This window comes from Yersinia proxima (assembly GCF_902170785.1).
Lineage (GTDB): Bacteria > Pseudomonadota > Gammaproteobacteria > Enterobacterales > Enterobacteriaceae > Yersinia > Yersinia proxima.
On record NZ_CABHYG010000014.1, the window covers coordinates 384,997 to 401,405 of the forward strand.

Here is a 16,409-nt window from a genome sequence, read left to right on the forward strand (position 1 = left end):
ACGTAATTTTATTACTGTTTGGGGGTGTTAGGAGCACTGAAGCACAGACGTTTCTGTCTGTGCTCGATGGTGGTTAGGCAATAAAGGGGCTGTACTTGGCGGTCAGGGCTTGCGCGTGGTTGGCGGTCGCGGTGAAATCGCCGGCATTCAGTGGGCCGTCAGTGTTGGTATGGGTATGGCTGGCTGTCTGTTGTGCCAGTGCTTGGATCACATCCAGCGTATCGGTTAACAGTGTCAGCACGTTGATTTCATCGGTACCCAGGCGCACCGATGGCGCGATAAGTTCCTGAGCGGCGGCAACACTGCGGCGAATACCGACGATTTTCTCTGTGAGCGCGCCGGCAACGTCGGTTGTGTGGTTCTGGCCAACCTTGGTATTTTGGTTCTGGCCAACATCGTCATTTCTGTCTTTGCCAACTTTAATCACCATGTTGGCCGAGGTGCCTATCGAATAGTCACCCTCGGCAAGTTGCACCACCTGGCCGGCCATCAGGGTTTTCGTTCCCAGCACCGTGGTGCTGTCGTTGGCTTTTACCGTGGTTTTGCGGGTGGTGGTGGTACGGTTTTCCTCGTCACTGGTCACACTGCGCCGGCTGCTGGTTTCCTCGATCGCCTGGTCGGTGTCACGCTGCCAACTGCCATCAACCGTTACGCGCTGACTGACGCCGGCGCGCTGCTGTTGCAATTGCTCCCCTGGCTTGACTGCTGGCAGTGATAGCCCCTCAGACAATATTTGCCTAATCATCGGCTTATCAGGCCGACCATCAGCAAAACCAATTTCGACCAGTGTCCCCTCTGGCGGGAACTGGAACATACCGCCCTCACTGCCGGCCATCGGAATGGGAAGTGGTACCGCGTTATATTCTTGCGCGCCGGCGGCGGCGTTGCCGTTCTCGTCCAGTAATTGAACATTGACGGCATAACGTGGCCGGAATGGATCGGACGGGTCGCCCAACTCGGCGGCATCAGTCGGACTCATCACCCGCGCGCGGCGGGGCAAATGCAAACCCGCGCCCAATTCTGGATACAGTTTTTCAATCTGGCGCTGTTCCGGGGATTTCTGCGCCGGCTGGCCCTGGCTGTTTAACGGCGTCCAGTTCAAGGTCATGCTGTCGTCGCTCACATCAACTCTGGTGATGCGTCGGCCATTCACTATCACGCCCGGACGAATGGCCGGGATAAGTGGCAAAGTCAGGCTGTTACCGCCGCCGCCGCCCTGGGTGAACTCCTGCGGAATATCAACCGGCGTTTGTGCAAAACGGGAATCGGCATAACTGCCGACATAGACGGTGCCGTCCGACAGTTGGTACCAGACATAATCCGGGATACTGAACGCGCGCCCCAAATTGAACATCAGTTGGCTACCGCTGCCATTGTGCTGGAAATGGGGGATCGGGGTATCGGTGTAAGCGGTGTTTTCCGGCAACACAAAACGCATCGCGGTAGCTTTGCCGACCGCGTCGGTCACGTCGCGCAATGTGGGATGTTGCAATGAGCACGGCCAGGAACGTTCAAACACGCCGACCAGCTCCCGCACCATTAACCGCTGCGCGCCATTTTCAGCCGGCGCGCTACGCTCAACAAATCCGGTTAACCAACGATAAATTGAGGCGTTATAACCCAAATCCAGCCGCACCAATTTACCGTTACAATCCTCCTCAGTCAGCGCGGTAATAAACCCCAGGCCGCATCCATTGAGGGAAAGCGACAGGTTTAAGCTATTGGCGGGAATTTCATCATCGCCAATACGTAAAGTGACAATAGATTTCATGCATCCCCTCCGGCTGGGCCGATAGCGTTATCGACCTTTTGCAGCACACTTTCAAACCATGAGCGGCTTTCTGCTGTCTCGCCATCTGACGCGCTCGCAGTACCGCCCGCCGTTTGGATGGTGGCATTTTTACCGCCCTTGCTGGCTTGCTGGGCCTTACGCTCGGCAACGCTGGAATGCTCAGTCAGGGTAAAATTCACCAGCCAGGCCATCGCATTTGTTTGTTCGGCGGCATCCACGCCACTGGTAAAGGTGGCTTCCCGGAACTTCACCGCCTGGGCTAATGAATGGGCGACACGATAACGCTTTTTGCTGCCATCGCCGTTCTTGGCTTCGGCCAGGCTATAAATTCGCGTCAACATGGCGGGATTGGTGTATTTAATTAACCCGGACACGCGCAACTCTTTGCCCTTGGTGCCCTGTTCTGATTTGCTGGTACTGCTGGCCTGGCCGCTTTGGTCTTTGTCCTGAATTGACATAGAAAGCGTCACCAAAATGTTATTGAGTAAGATAGCTTCCCCATCAAGGGCCAGCGTGACCACATCAGCCATGATTAACCACCATCGCACGTAGCGGGGCCAAATCAGCGCCCACAAACATAATTGCCAGGCTAAAAATGGCCTGGCTGTCGGGAATGTCTTTTTTCATCTCGGTGATCGCCGTTTGCGTGTTGCCCTCCACCGAAAGCGCCCAAATTGGCACACTCGCCCCTTGTAATTGTGCCAGGCTATTTTTTGCCTCGGCCAGCAACGCGGCGCGCTGTTGTTTAAATGCTACCAGGGCGCTACCGATAGCCTCGCTACTACTGCCGGCGGCGGTATCGCTGATCGCTTTTTGCAAGGCTTGCGCACCGGACGCCAGCCGGGTGGTGGCAACCGATAGCGGCGCGCTGGCGGGCAAACCACCCAGCCGCGCAGGGATTTGCATCTTGCTGACATCTAAACTCAAGGCCGCTTTAGCCCGGCGTTGAACCTGGGTCAGTGCCGGTATCGGGAACACCTCGGCGGCGGCGGTCAGCAAAGTAATAAACTCGGCCAGGGTTTTAGCGGTAACAAGTAATACCAGCACATCTTGATTGCTATCTACGCCGACCAGTCGGCTGGCGAGTGCATTTATCGCATTGGCCGGACTGAGAAACGAGCCTGACTTCTCCGTTTGACCGACGCCGAATGCCCAGGGGTGAGCGGTCACGGTCGAGCAATTGACCGGAGCCAGATTCGGCGGGATACGTAATAATGATTTACGCCACATCTGATAGCTCCGGCCAAATAACATCCGGTGCAGTTGCTACATCTAATTGCTTGAGAGCAATAACGTATTTTTTCAGTTTGATTAAATGCGTAGTATCTTCATCATCAATAATTCCCAGCATCAGGTCAGTTTGCAGCGCGGTAAGCTCGTCCTGTACTAACCAGATTTTGTGGTTACGTTCCCTTTCCGCTTCTGCTACCTGCATTTCTTGCAACCAAAGGGAATTTACGACAATGCCATTCCGTTCACCATTAAACTCCCAAGCTGCCTGGTATTTTTGGTCTGGTAATTTACTGCGCTCAATGATGAGAAAATAATCATCGTGATTAAATGAGTCGAGACTTGCCTGACTGTTAAAATTAACCACTGACAGGCCCGTTTCATCTTTGTACACGGCTACGAACAAGTCGTCATAGATAATCTCTTCATCAACAACCAACAACTCATCATCTGGCACTTCACCATCAGTATCTAAGTTTTTCATGTTTTATACTCCTGTACTGAAAACAACGAATTGGATTTCATTTAAGTCATGGAGTCCGTAATCAACTCCACCGTCGCCGGGCGTCAGAATGCGAAATGAAGTGGCTGCTTTTGAAGTTATTGTCGGTTCATGTGTGTTATATGCCCCATCCACCCCAACCATTACCGCATATGTGCCGGGCATCGCACTGGAAAAGACTACGGTATATGTACCTACCGCATTGCGTGTCACGCTTGAAATGCCTACGGAGCCAGAAACGGCCCCTGTTTTAGCGTTGAACACGGCAAATGCGCGGGCTGTGCGTGTTGATAGCCAACCGCCACCCCACTGAGAACCCGCGATATTGCCTGTAGAGTTAATCGTCGCATGGCCGCCCGCTTGCCCCTCACCAACAATGACATCAGATTTAGACAGTACGCGCCCACCACGAAAATCTCCCGTGATATCCCCGCGCCCACCCACAGAGAGATTTTCAACGGCTATTAGGTTTTTAGCTGCATGAACATTCATACCAGATGCAACCCCCGTACCGGCGTATAAGTTGCCGTTATTGCAAGCAATATTGCCGTTAGTTGCGATGATATGACCGTTAGTAGAAGTGATGTGGCTGAGTACCGATAATAAGCCTGCTAATTGAATATTGGTGTCCTGGCTGCTAATTGCCCCGATGTTTTGCCGAAATAACGCCACGTTGGGAATATCCGCGCCGTTGCGCTCTTTGGCTAGTCGGGCGCTGGCGTTTTCCATCACAATCTTGACTGCTTTCAGGGTTGCCGCCAGTGTTTCGCTGTCGCTATTAACTGCACTGCTTAGCTGAGTAAACCCTTTCGCGGCCAGCGTGGCATCCGGGTGATTGCGCGATTTCTCATGCTCTTTGAGGGCGGCGTTAATATCGGCAATGGCTTTATCAAACGGATTGGCTTCGCGTTTATCTTCTTCCCCGCTGGCGGTAATTAATGCCAGCGGCGCTACATAGTGCATAAAGCCGTTTGGATCGGGATAATTAGCCAAATCATCGGCATTGTTTTTAACACCAATATGAATAATGGCGTTAAATTGCCCTAATACACTGCCCTGCAAACTTACATCCGCGTAAATAACATTATTCTCACTGGCATCTAATAAAACCGCGTCAGTCAGTAATGCACGAATACCACCGATATAAGCCAGCCCCGGATTAACCCGGTATTTATCCGCTTCTTTAATGACAGAAAAACCATCAGCAAAAAATGCCGCATGGCCGTAATAGTCATAATTTGCCAGGCGGGTGATTTCATCTATCCCACTCAACCGCGCGCTAAAATCAATTTGCCAGGTTTGCGCGGTGACGGTTATTTGGCTGGCCTCGGCGGCTCCGTCAAACTCCATCACAAAGGTGCGGGTAATGTTGTTGCCTTGTACACCGCCAGCGGTGGCGATTTTTTGCTGCAATGCATTATGTACAATCATGCACAGGGTATTACTGGCCGAATCGACCAGGCCGATCCAGTTAAAGGAAAAATCACCGACGCGGGTATCCAGTACCACGGAATAGGCAACCGCTGAATCATTAATCACGCCATATTGCGCCACCGCTTCACGGTGTACGATGAATGCTGCGTCAGGAATACCCTCGTCACGGTCAATTTCGGTATTACTGTCCAGTCCTGGAATGTGTGCGAAAATAACGGTATCAGGCCGGGCCGGTAAATTATTTAATATCTGTTGCGCCTGCCAGTGCTCAAAGGCGCGAGTAATTGCAGTAGCCATAACAATTCCTTATTTTAATTTTGCTGAATACACTTCGTGCGTGTGCTGCATTTGCGCCGGTGTTGAAATCACTTTTGCCGTCATAATGCCAGGGGCAATATTTAATGTTGCATGGTGGTAATAATAATCCCCGCCAAACTCACCACCGTGGATGGCTAAAGTTTTCGTATTAATCACCTGGAAAATATAACGGCGACAGGTGCGGCCGTATTGGCGAATAAGCGCCATCATTAAATTATTATTTTCAGCCAGTTGATTATCATTTACCCGAATAATAATAACGTCCCAATCATAGCCAGGCTGGCGCTCATGCTGGGTGATAACACCAATGCCCAAACGTTCAAATATGGCAGCAAACCCCGCCAACGAGCCGGCATCCCTGGCGTTAATAAAGGCGTAATTTACCCGTTTACGGAATAACGCCAGCGGTTCGCCGGCAAACTGTGTTACATCACGCTGATAAGCCAGGGCGTTGAGTAGCGGCACGACACAGGTTAACGGGTCAGTCTGGTTAAGCGGCCATTTCAGCCAGGTGTAAACCTGTTGCCAAAATGCCAGACAGGCACGCATTAATTTCACTGGCTCGCCTTTATTCAGCCATACCGGCAAGTTAAATTGAGGTAGCTTATCCATTGGCATTCTCCAGCGTCAACACGCCCAGGCGTGGCACGGATAACCCGCTGATAATGTCCTGTTGCGAAAATGTCAGTGACTCAATTTCAGCAAAGTGATCGTGTAATTCTTCCCCCAGGCGCGACATTGAAAATCGGCTGTGCGGCCAGGTCTTTTGTACGCTGTAATCGGTGTTTTCACGAAATGCACAGCCGATCAGATTGCGGATATTTGCCAGCAAAACGGCGGTCTGTTCATCATTTAAATTGCTCGTAGCAAAAAGATGCAACGTGACCGTCAGGTCATAAATCACTTCTGGCAGTGGCAAACACAGCACATCATCGCCGTGGCCGTGGTTGCCCTGGCTCATCACATAATCATTCACCGTATCGATAAATGGCTGGCTGGCGATACCGGAATCCAACAACAGATAAACGTTAGCGGTACCGGGGCCGCGTGGCGCATCGTGTAAGAAAAATATCCGGTCAGTGCTTAAACCTGCAATGCCAGCAATCAGGCCGCGGTAAACAGCATCAATATGATATTGACCCGGCAAATTAAACTGATTGCGTACCCGGTCGCGTAATTCATCATCGGTTTCAATGTCAGCTCCTGGCGTCACCAGCCAATTATCTTCATTGACCGCGCTGGCAATGCCGGCCACCGCGACCGGCAGAATGCGAAAATAACCCGGTGCCAGGTTGTGAGCGCTGCCCGCTGATTCAGCTTTAACCGCAACTAATGCACTGGCACTACCGGCAGCGATAACCGTATCGGTCAGCGTCAATAATTTATACACCGTTCCATTAATACGCTCTGTCTGAATAACGGTACCGGCGGCGACTGTTACCGCCTGGCTGGCGCTGGTTTTGGTAAAGCGGATCACGCCCTGTGCGGGGCTGTCTTTTTTTCGCTCAATCTCAACCGCCCAGGCAAACAGATCAACAAATGGCGCGCTGGCGGTGGCAAGAAACATATTTGCCATTACGGTACTGGATAACGCATTGACCAGCCACAGTGCCGGCGCGGTGACAATCGCCTTGATCAGCCGCCAGAACGGCGACATATTCGAGGTGTTGGTAATTAGGTTTTCTTTAGCCACCACCGCCACAAATTCAGCGCGCATTTGCGTTTCGGTGGTCGGCACTCCCTCGTCGGCCAGTATGGCTTTATAGTCAGGATTGGGGCGGTTATTCATCATAAGCCTCCGGTCGACAGTGGGCCGAATTCGTAGGTATCAGCGGTAATAAAATAATTGCCCTGGCTATCATCGGTTATCACGATGGTACCCGGCACAAGGCGATTATCGGTTTCGGTCAACAGCTCCATTTGCAACAGGATATCGGCGCGCAATACCGGGCTACGCTCGGCAATCAACAGTTTGACCAGACCGGATTCGATAATCCGATGGACACAATCCTGTGCAATGCTGATGCGGTTATCACACAACAGCGGTTCATTCCCGGACGACAGCGTAAAGTCGCCGTCGGTTATCAGCAGGTCGATATACAGTTGTTCACTCATCCGGCGGCCAACTCCCTTGATTCCATGATGCTATCCAGCGTGGCACCATTCGGCGGGTAAATATTCACTTCGCCGATGGTGTTACCGGTGCGCACGGTGCTGCTCTGGTTGCTGTTATTGGTGGTCAGGGATTTGGCTATTCCGCCCTTATTCATGGCTGGACTCACTAAACCCGCCGGCGCGGGTAATGCCGTTGGCGCGGTTGCGCCGTTCTCGCCCTGGCCGATGGGTTTAAGGTCGATACTTACGCCGGGGATTTTATTTAACTTGGTGACAATCCAGTTATAAGTCGCGCCGAAAGACTCGGTTAAGTAGTCCCACAGCTTGCTAAAGACATTGCCGATGGCGTCAGCAAAATCATTAAATGCGGCGACCGGCGACAAGCCGCCAAAGTATGCCACCACCATTTGCCAGCCCAGGGTAATCGACGCCCATACACCGGAGAACATCGCCCCCACCTGGCCGGCAATCTTCATCACCCATTGAAACGCGGCACTGTCCAGCAAGGTGGCTTTAAGCTGATCCCAATGTGAAATGACATACCAAACCCCTGCCGCCAGCGCGACAAGGCCAGCAATAATCAAGGTGATCGGGCTGGTCAATAACTGCATCCCAACACCGGCCAGCATGGTGGCGATACCGTAGGCGCGCATGGCGACGGTGCTGCTTATCAACATCATGCGGGTTGCTAACAGTGCAACGCGCAAGAACTTGAGCGCCCCGTTATAAATGACTGTGGCAAAAGTGGCTAACTGAATGGCGCGCGCTTTGATATTGAGCGCCCATGTCAGGGCTTTGATAACAGTGGTTGCCACAGTCCAGATCCCCGTCAGGCCCAGCCAGATAAATTTCGCTACGCCCATGACGATATTGGCGACTGCGCCGGCGGCGGCTACGCCCAAAGTTGCCAAGGCGAGGTATCCAATCCAGCGGGCGATATTGGGGAACATATCCAGCCATTTGGCAAACTGAGTCCCGGCATTAATCGCATAATCAGCCAGCGGGGAAATAGCCGGGATAAGCTGCATCCCGACGGCAATTCGAATGCGTTTCCACACCTGATCAACCCGTTCCCACATATCGGCCATTTTTTTCGCCATCGCCACCGCATGATCCAATCCCTGGGTGTTGCCCATATCACGCATATGTTGGCGCAACTTATCGGCCTGGCCCCAGGTGGCGGTCAACGCCTGTGCGCCCTCGCCAAAGGCTTTATTTAATGCGGCTTGCGCCTTAACGTTGCCCTCAATGGTGTTACCGAATTTCGCCTGAAGTTTTTGCAGAATGTCGGGGAACTCCAACATCTGGCCTTGTGCGTCAGTAAAGCTCAGGCCCAACTGTTTACCACCCTCAATGGCACTTTTCAGGAATGCGTCATAAATACCGCCGGCCTCAGTGCCTTTGGTCTGCTTGAGCATCCCCAGGACGGCGAGTTGTTCATCCATACCCGCCCCCATTTGGGTACCGGTTCCCTTGCTGGACTTGACCATTTCGCGGATTTCGTCAAGGTTTGCGCCAAAATTCTGCACCATATACGCACCTTTAGACGCCATCATTTCAGCAAACGGAATATTGCCCATTTCGCTGGCCGTGGTGCGGAAGTTATTCGCCATATCAGCCATGTAATTAGCGGCCCCCTCTGCGCTGCCTTTGGTCGCTATGGCAAGGGTGTTTATGGCGGTGGTGTAGCGTGGTAACTCATTATCGGTAATGCCGGCAATGGTACTTTTGATGATGGTGGCTGAACTGATAAAGTCGGCGGCATTCTTGCCATAGGCGGTACTAAAGGTCTGCGCCGCTTTAAACATTTTATCCAGGGCTTGCGTACTGACATTACGCGTAGACAGTTCATCTAGCGTTTTTTGTACTTCATAAGCGGGTGCCACCAAGGCTTTAACGCCCTGGGTCACACCCCATAAGCCCACAGCCCCGACCGCGATTTGCTTAAATGCCCGTTGTGAGTTTTTGGCGAACTGCTCGACAGACTGTTGCGCCTTGCCGAGCGGTGCGCTCAGATTATTTTTAAGACTCAACAGAAAAGACAGCTCTTTCATGATTATCCCTACTCACCGTTAAAGGCTTTACAAACCCCGCCAGCGACTCCGTTAATGGTGCTTTCCTGGAAATATTCAGCCAGCCAGGCCGCGCGCGCCAGGCTCATAACGTCATCACCTTCGTGTGGCAGGTAATGACGTCGGAGCGTCATATATTGTTCAAGCGGGTTACTCTTAATTGCTTGAATTTGCGCGGTTATTCCTTTACTTCGATTTCGGCATCCGGCGCGTAAATCTCATTCACTTTCTTAGTGATTTGTGCCGCCAGTCCGGGGAGTTTCATTAGCTCGGCCAGGTTGTCGCGTGATTCCGCTACAACAATGCGTTTCAGATAGGTACTGACAGCACCGACGATATTTTCATCCCGCGCCGACTCATTCAGGCACTTGTTATACGCGACCAGGGTCGGGGCAAATTGCACATCCATACCTTTTACGGTCAGGGTGATTACGTCTTTGGTTTCTTTGCTCATTTCTCTAATTCCTTTCGTAAGTGAATTTCGGCGATTAACTGGTTGTGCCGTGCGGCGCAATCCGGGTACATCTGCGCATATTGCTGCAATGTGTTGCTAAAATCGGTGCCAGTATTACCGGTCAGGCGTGGCAGCGTTACCGGGCAAGGGGTCAACAAGTTTTCCTGATAAGGTACGTTCGGCACGTTCCGCACTGGCGTTGAACAACCGGACATACTCATCAGTAGCGCAAACAGTGCTAAATACCGGTTTAATAATCTCAGTCCTGATAAGTCGCTCGGTGTGCACTTCATTAGCTTTTAACTCCGTTAATTTGTTCTCAAGCTGGCGCGCCGACGCGCTGGCAACGTCTTCAAATTGGGCGCGGTTGATAGCCGCGATTTTGGTCATTGCCAGCTCGATTGTTGCCACACGGCTGGCGTGCATATTCCAGCCTGTTAGCCATGCAGCGGACATCGCCAGAATAACCAGCAGCCTTGCAAGCATCACTTCACCCCGTTATGTTCCAGGCTAAAATGATTGCCGTCTTTGAAGCGCCCGCCCCATGCGCCACCGATAGATTCCCAATATTCCCCCAGGGGCTTGTAGGCTTCGCTCTTATCCTGGTATTGGCCGTTAATAAACAGATTGAAATCCACCGCCAGGCGTTGCGTGTGCAGGCTATTGGTAATGCCTTTGCCGTTCTTGGCGTTTAGCGCGGCCTGTTCTGAGGTGCGGTAGGCTTCGCCAAAGGTCAGGCGGTAGCCGTGTTCGTCAGCCCAATTGATGAGCTGGGCGATCATGACGGTAAATACCGCCTGTTTTTCGCTTAATGTCATGATTCCCCATCCTTTTTATGTACGCCTAAATAGCGCTTCATTAACATTTTTAGTGCCAACTCAATGGCACTTGAACCCGCAATGCCCAGGGCGGCAGCAATAGCGACCAACTCCAGTTCGCCCAGGCCAGGCGTGTGAATTATTGCCAGGCCCGCCAGCCAGGATGCAGCCGATCCCAATATTGCCCGGCCCAAAATCAGCCGTAGCGTTATCTCTTCGGTACTGGCTAATAACTTGCCAATCCCAATAACCGCCCCAACAAAGCCCAGTAATAACAGGCGACTAATGAGTGATGTTTCTCCGTTTGGCATATACATCACTCAACCGATCAAGTCGCGAACGTCGTCGCTCGATAAAATCGGCGTGCCGTCAATGTGGATAAAGTCCGGGCTGGTCACGATGTACTTAAATTTATGCGTGGCCGTCTCACCGCCTTTCGGGTCAAAACCTAACGGGCTGGTAATAATCAGCTTGCAACCAAAGACCTCGACCGTTAATTCCTCATCGCCAGTGTTGGCGTAAAACAAAATATCGGTGGTTGGCATCTTGCGGTAGCTGCCAGCGGATTTAGCGGCAGCACTGAGTTTTTTAAAGTTCTTGGTATCAACCTCCATTTCCCCCTCGGCGGATACATCACCCGCGACGTAACCATCAGGAATACCGCGCGATTGAGTAGCGGCGGTGTTGTCAGTGATATCCACTGAAACGGTTTTGACATGGATAATTTGCGTACCCAGGGTAATGTCGATTGAGTTACCGCCAATGCGTGCAGTCGTCATGATTAATTCTCCGAAACGGCGGTAATGGATTGGTCTAGCATGATCCCAATCTGAATGGTTTTAGCGCTGCCATATGGCCGCACAACCAGGTAAATGCTCACGGTTTCGATATCCGACCAGGTAATTTTCACGTCGCCCGGCTGGGGCGATTTCACTTCGCCAGGGAACATCACGCCGTTAATTTGCGAGCTGTGAGACATATCGCGCATGGTGCGGGCGAAAAAGGTCTGGTGTGCCGCAATACTGGCCGGGGTGCTGTTCATCGAACGGTCGGCAATTTTGCTGATTGCCTGAATCCGTACCCGGCGCGCGACTTTGTCAACAATGCGCAGATTTTCAATGATTTGGTAATCACCGCCGACCACGTCGAGGGTGCGACCATCAGACCAGTACATGCCCTCGTAATCGGGGTACCACATCGGCACGGAATAACGCAGGTCGTGCATGGCGCGCAAATGCGCCAGGGTAACTTCCACCCCGTTGCTATCAACGGGCATTTCGGCGCTATCAATCCCCAGCCCAATTAATGCCCCGGTTTTCACGCGGGCCGGACTGTCGGCCACGGTCACGCTGCGGTGACATAATCGGCCGGCCAACACGCCAGCTTCATTGCCCCACAGTGCCGGGACAAGTTGCACGGACTCAGCAGCAATGCCGGTCTCCAGTTCAGCAAGAAATGCCTGGTACGCTGACCATGACACAGGTACAGGCAGCGCCGCCGGCCCGGAAACAGTCAGCATTGACCACACCCAGCGACCATATTTATTGGTCAGTTCGGCGCGCAAAGCGGCGTATAAATTAATTTTGGTGCGGCCATCGGCCACGGTAGTGATCGGGATGGTGCAGATAACCCCCTCAACAGAAATCATCTGTTGAGCGCTGAGAATTGCCAACATATCGTCGCCAGCCTCTGCATCAGCCGCCAATAACAGCGCATAGGCTTGCCAGTTCTGACCGCCATTGCGCTGTGCGGCGCGGACGTTCTCACGTAATGCCGTATCAGCATCAGCCAGCACAACGGTGATATCAGATTGTGAATCCAGCGCGATCAAGTCGCCGGGGATTTCAGAATCATCAGCAGCGCTACCGATGAATAAAACGGTACGCTCTACCTCGTTAATCTTGCCCTGGCGCTGGTTAAGCTGGTCTATCGTAACTGTGGGCCATGTCATTTTTTTACCTTCCCCTTAATGTCTTGCGCCCGGACGCCACCGCCGTAATTAATGGCTTGCATCTGACGCGCCAGCATTTTGTTAAATTCATCGTCATTGACTGCCAGCCATTCGCGGCCTGGCAAGGTCACCGTCCAGCTTGCTTTTGCTTTTCGCCCCTCCAGACTGCGGATAATGGCCCCGGCTTTGTCCCGGCTCAGTGAATCCATGATTTCACTCACGGACGGGCTGCGCGGTGCAGTCTTTGGAAAAACGGTGTAACCCAAATCAAGTAACCGTTTAGCCTGGCGCAGTGTCGCGCCGGCCTCGCTGCTATTTCGTTTCTTTGCCTGGTCAGCAGTGATCGTGGTGGTAAAGCCTGATTGCTGCATTTTCCCGACCACGCCCGGCGACGTTTTTTTGTTGCCGCGCAAATAAATTTTTGCGGAATCAGCCGCGGGTAATTCACTGATTGCCATCATTTTTGGCAATCCCCGCATCATTTTTCCTTTGAAACCGTTCTGGCGTTTGGGCCATTTGACGCCCTCGGCGTTGGCCTGTTGCTTTTGGTGGCGACGGGCAGCAGGCATCACGCCTAATTTCAACAGCCGCCACAGCAGGCGCTTACGCTTATTGGGTGGCAGTTCCAGCGCGGCCAAATCTTTTTTAAGCGCCTCCCATTGGGCGCGGTTCAGCGTAAAGTCAGCTTGCATCACTCTCACCCGTTGGGTGGGTCGGTGCGGTGGCTCCATTAGCGCCGACAATCCAGCCGGCTGTCGCGGTGTTCACCGTGGGTGGCGCAACCCGGTAACGCTTACCCTCAATCGGGATAATGCCTTCGTCCTCGTCTTCGATCAGAATGATGTTGTCAGCCAGTGGCACGGTGACATACAGGATCGCGTTATCGTTATCTTTCAGTTGCATGATGACGTCAGGCGGTGGCATTTCATCCCGGTTGTAATGTTCATTGGCATGTTTAGCCAGCCAGACCATGACCAGGGCAAATAGCGTGTCCGGGTCATACTGGCGATAGGGCCAGCGCTCCCAGGCTAACGTCGCCTGATATTGGCGTATGGCAACACGACGCTGACCTAGCCCCCAAGCCTTAGCTGCGTGGATGATTTCAATATCTTCCATCCAGGCATCGGCCCCGGTGGTTTTCATCAGACGTTCGGGCAAAAGGCTACTAACAAAGCCATATAATTCATCTAGCTGCGTCATACTAGGTGCACTCCCACGCGGCCCCGGCCCTTAATGCCGCGCAATACCACTGCGGCCTCAGCCAGTAATGACGCTTTTGTCTGCGGCGCGTCCTGGTTGGTGTTGTCCTCGCGCCGGCTGACGGCGGCAAATTCGCCCATCAAATCGGCTTTTGTTCGGGCATAAACCGCTTTTTTATATTGGGCGGTCAGTGCGTTCTCGCCCTCCATCTTTGGGCCGGGTACCGCGCTGGCCGTCATATAGCCCTTACTTTTTTGCAGCGTGGTAAAACTGGCTAACGAGGTGTTAATCTCGGCAACGGCGGCAAGCATGGCTTGCACCACGGTTTTTTCGTTAATTGTGGGCGGTATGCTGCGCTCACGTTGGAACTCATCCAGTGCCAGGTCAGGCCAAAAGCCATCATTGGTTAACGTGGATTTCTGAAAACCGTTATCACCGGGTCGAAACATAAAAACCTCTCGTTATGGGGTGCGGGCTGACAAGTTTCCACGGCCCGTGAGACGCAAAGCGCTACGGCCTCCACTTCGCCCGCCCCGGCTGGCCGGGTGTCGGTACTGCCCCGGGACCTGTTTAAAAACAACAGTCAGGGGGCGGTGTTGGGTTCCGCCATTTCAGCGGCTTGCTTTATCAGGGCGCGAACGCGTGACGCAATACGCTTACGCAAGGTTTCCACCCCGATTTTTTTATGAAATCCCTCCGCCTGGGCGAGCAATTCATTGGCCCGGATTAATGTCGGAATATCACTGATCGCGGCGGCAGCGGGTTTACCGTCTTTGTCGCGCATAAGGAACTCGCCGGCGAACTTGAACCATTTGGCGGTGTGCCTTTCGTTTAACCGCCAGTTCTCTCGCACATTGGTAAAGGTGCGGGAAAAATACGGCTCAATACTGCGTCCCGCTTGTGCCTCATCTGCGGCCCAATCCAGAATGAAATCAGCCACAAAAGCCGGAAATTTTGATTTAATTTTGTCCGGTGTTGCCTGGCTTTGAATGATGGCGATATCAGCCCAATCCAGCGCTTTGTCGATATCACCGGTATCAAACAGCCAAACCACGCAATAGCCGAAAACAGGATATTGATAGACCTTACCCGCTTTGAGATAGCGCTCGGCATACGGGAGCCATTTGGGTAATAACTCCCGCGCCTTTAGCTCTATTTTGTCGGCAATGCGAGTTAATGCGCCCAGGCGTTTAACGTCTTTTTCCAGGCTCAACAGTTGCAAGTGCAGGCTTTCGTCTGCGCCAGGCTCGGCATCTTCCGTGGCAGCGCGTTGCACATTCGCCAGGGCTAAAGCCTGCGCCCGAAAACGTAACGGGTTAAACGTCATGGGATTCCCTCCGCTTATACCTGGGTGTTATCCAGATTTGGCGCGCCGTCACCTGATACACCGGGGATCAACCCTTCTAACATCGCGGTATTGATATCTTCTTCCGCTTCGATGGTGATAGATGATTCATCAATTGCGCCGTACAGCATTGGATGCCCTAGCGCATAACCAGAGTTACGCCACCACGCATTTTCAAAGCCAAGACGGTCTTGCACATGCTCCGCGCGGCGGTATTGGTGATTACGCTGGTTATAGTTGTGCAAGTTTGCCAAGGGGGTAACGGCCATGCGTTTGCCTGGCAGGAACGGTGCAACGTAGACGCGGCGACCGGTCACCGTATTGGCGAGCATTTGGGCGGCGATATTTTCGGTCGGTTTGCCCGCTTCCTGGAACAAACGGAATTGCTCGGCGGCAATCAGGTCTGAACCAATCAACAAGACTAAATCCGGTTCGTTCTGGAACTGGCTTGGGATGGTGGTACTGATTAACCAGGAGGCCATCGCATCCAGCGTTTTAAAGATACCGTTTGCACCGATGGTCAATTCACCGTCGCCGGGATTGATCACGCGCTGGGTAAAGCCTGGAATGCGGTCTTGTTCTGGTGTGGCTGAATTCGCGTGTAACGTATCGAAGTTCTTCGCGATTTGATGCCAACCGATATTGACATCTTCCCCGTTCGGGTTCGCCACGTCATCGGTTTCAACCGCCGCACTGGTGCCATTAAACCCGACACGCAAGGTGTCATTAGCAAAAGTACGCAGGGTAAACTCAGCCACTAACTGAATAAATTCATCATCCGTGGTGCCTGAATGAATCCAGTTAGAAAGCGTCTCCCACGGCAGGCGAGCGCAAGAATCCGTTGGGTATAACTGGTAAATGTTGCCAGACAGGCCCACATTCTTGGTGAATCGGCCCTCAACTCGGCGACCGGTAAACAGGCCCGGATTACCAACATCAATCACCTGGCCGCGAATCTGGTCAACATCACGCGTGGTAATGAGTGGCAGGAACCAGTTTTGCTCCATCAACGCCAGGCGCAAAGCCGTTTCCTGCGGCGCGCTAATGCTGAACCGTCCAATGCCGTTGGTGCTGATTGGCAGGGTATTAATATTCGAACCGCTGGCCTCACCAATGCGCCGGGCATAGTTTTGCGTCAGTTCATATAACTTATTCATTGGCATAATGAGTGCTCTCGT

The 16,409-nt window shown here is 52.7% G+C and carries 21 protein-coding genes; all 21 read right to left on the reverse strand.

Going from position 1 to position 16,409, the window contains the following annotated elements; genetic code table 11:
* Positions 1-73 precede the first annotated feature (73 nt).
* Positions 74-1,771: a hypothetical protein gene (locus tag FTB31_RS13495; protein ID WP_227731454.1), complete on the reverse strand. Its 1,698-nt coding sequence runs from the start codon at positions 1,769-1,771 to the stop codon at positions 74-76.
* Entirely contained in the window at positions 1,768-2,322 is a 555-nt protein-coding gene (locus tag FTB31_RS13500; RefSeq protein WP_227731455.1) for a baseplate complex protein, read from the reverse strand. Before FTB31_RS13500 ends, FTB31_RS13495 begins: the two co-directional genes overlap by 4 nt.
* Positions 2,315-3,022 carry a hypothetical protein gene (locus tag FTB31_RS13505; protein ID WP_227731456.1) on the reverse strand — a complete coding sequence of 236 codons (708 nt, stop codon included), beginning with the start codon at positions 3,020-3,022 and terminating at the stop codon, positions 2,315-2,317. Before FTB31_RS13505 ends, FTB31_RS13500 begins: the two co-directional genes overlap by 8 nt.
* Positions 3,012-3,506 (reverse strand): tail fiber assembly protein, encoded by a 495-nt coding sequence (locus FTB31_RS13510; RefSeq protein WP_227731457.1) that lies wholly within the window; start codon positions 3,504-3,506, stop codon positions 3,012-3,014. The genes FTB31_RS13505 and FTB31_RS13510 overlap by 11 nt, the downstream gene beginning before the upstream one ends.
* 3 nt (positions 3,507-3,509) lie before the next feature.
* Positions 3,510-5,255 carry a phage tail-collar fiber domain-containing protein gene (locus FTB31_RS13515; RefSeq protein ID WP_227731458.1) on the reverse strand — a complete coding sequence of 582 codons (1,746 nt, stop codon included), beginning with the start codon at positions 5,253-5,255 and terminating at the stop codon, positions 3,510-3,512.
* A gap of 9 nt (positions 5,256-5,264) precedes the next feature.
* Positions 5,265-5,888, reverse strand: a complete 624-nt coding sequence (locus tag FTB31_RS13520) for a phage tail protein (RefSeq protein ID WP_407084058.1) — start codon at positions 5,886-5,888, stop codon at positions 5,265-5,267.
* Positions 5,881-7,065: a baseplate J/gp47 family protein gene (locus FTB31_RS13525; protein ID WP_046050863.1), complete on the reverse strand. Its 1,185-nt coding sequence runs from the start codon at positions 7,063-7,065 to the stop codon at positions 5,881-5,883. Before FTB31_RS13525 ends, FTB31_RS13520 begins: the two co-directional genes overlap by 8 nt.
* The gene (locus tag FTB31_RS13530; protein WP_046050862.1) at positions 7,065-7,391 is read right to left on the reverse strand and encodes a DUF2590 family protein; all 327 of its coding nucleotides are present in this window, start codon (positions 7,389-7,391) and stop codon (positions 7,065-7,067) included. Before FTB31_RS13530 ends, FTB31_RS13525 begins: the two co-directional genes overlap by 1 nt.
* Entirely contained in the window at positions 7,388-9,445 is a 2,058-nt protein-coding gene (locus FTB31_RS13535; RefSeq protein WP_227731460.1) for a phage tail tape measure protein, read from the reverse strand. The genes FTB31_RS13530 and FTB31_RS13535 overlap by 4 nt, the downstream gene beginning before the upstream one ends.
* An 8-nt stretch (positions 9,446-9,453) precedes the next feature.
* Positions 9,454-9,597 (reverse strand): DUF6890 family protein, encoded by a 144-nt coding sequence (locus FTB31_RS13540; RefSeq protein ID WP_227731461.1) that lies wholly within the window; start codon positions 9,595-9,597, stop codon positions 9,454-9,456.
* A 44-nt stretch (positions 9,598-9,641) separates the two neighbouring features.
* Positions 9,642-9,917, reverse strand: coding sequence for a putative phage tail assembly chaperone (locus FTB31_RS13545; protein WP_046050860.1), 276 nt, complete (start codon positions 9,915-9,917; stop codon positions 9,642-9,644).
* 114 nt (positions 9,918-10,031) lie between these two features.
* Positions 10,032-10,403 carry a hypothetical protein gene (locus tag FTB31_RS13555; RefSeq protein WP_227731463.1) on the reverse strand — a complete coding sequence of 124 codons (372 nt, stop codon included), beginning with the start codon at positions 10,401-10,403 and terminating at the stop codon, positions 10,032-10,034.
* Positions 10,403-10,735 (reverse strand): M15 family metallopeptidase, encoded by a 333-nt coding sequence (locus tag FTB31_RS13560; protein WP_227731464.1) that lies wholly within the window; start codon positions 10,733-10,735, stop codon positions 10,403-10,405. The genes FTB31_RS13555 and FTB31_RS13560 overlap by 1 nt, the downstream gene beginning before the upstream one ends.
* Positions 10,732-11,046: a phage holin family protein gene (locus FTB31_RS13565; protein WP_042548627.1), complete on the reverse strand. Its 315-nt coding sequence runs from the start codon at positions 11,044-11,046 to the stop codon at positions 10,732-10,734. The genes FTB31_RS13560 and FTB31_RS13565 overlap by 4 nt, the downstream gene beginning before the upstream one ends.
* A 9-nt stretch (positions 11,047-11,055) precedes the next feature.
* Positions 11,056-11,514, reverse strand: coding sequence for a phage protein (locus FTB31_RS13570; RefSeq protein WP_046050856.1), 459 nt, complete (start codon positions 11,512-11,514; stop codon positions 11,056-11,058).
* Positions 11,515-11,516: 2 nt separating this feature from the next.
* Positions 11,517-12,686 carry a DUF2586 domain-containing protein gene (locus tag FTB31_RS13575; protein WP_227731465.1) on the reverse strand — a complete coding sequence of 390 codons (1,170 nt, stop codon included), beginning with the start codon at positions 12,684-12,686 and terminating at the stop codon, positions 11,517-11,519.
* Positions 12,683-13,378, reverse strand: coding sequence for a hypothetical protein (locus tag FTB31_RS13580; RefSeq protein ID WP_046050854.1), 696 nt, complete (start codon positions 13,376-13,378; stop codon positions 12,683-12,685). Before FTB31_RS13580 ends, FTB31_RS13575 begins: the two co-directional genes overlap by 4 nt.
* Positions 13,368-13,886, reverse strand: a complete 519-nt coding sequence (locus FTB31_RS13585; protein WP_227731466.1) for a phage tail protein — start codon at positions 13,884-13,886, stop codon at positions 13,368-13,370. Before FTB31_RS13585 ends, FTB31_RS13580 begins: the two co-directional genes overlap by 11 nt.
* Positions 13,883-14,335: a head completion/stabilization protein gene (locus FTB31_RS13590; RefSeq protein ID WP_227731467.1), complete on the reverse strand. Its 453-nt coding sequence runs from the start codon at positions 14,333-14,335 to the stop codon at positions 13,883-13,885. Before FTB31_RS13590 ends, FTB31_RS13585 begins: the two co-directional genes overlap by 4 nt.
* Positions 14,336-14,469: 134 nt before the next feature.
* A complete protein-coding gene (gpM, locus tag FTB31_RS13595) occupies positions 14,470-15,213 on the reverse strand; it encodes a phage terminase small subunit (protein WP_227731468.1) in 744 nt (247 codons plus the stop codon).
* Positions 15,214-15,227: 14 nt separating this feature from the next.
* Entirely contained in the window at positions 15,228-16,394 is a 1,167-nt protein-coding gene (locus FTB31_RS13600; RefSeq protein WP_227731469.1) for a phage major capsid protein, P2 family, read from the reverse strand.
* Between the last annotated feature and the right edge of the window lie 15 nt (positions 16,395-16,409).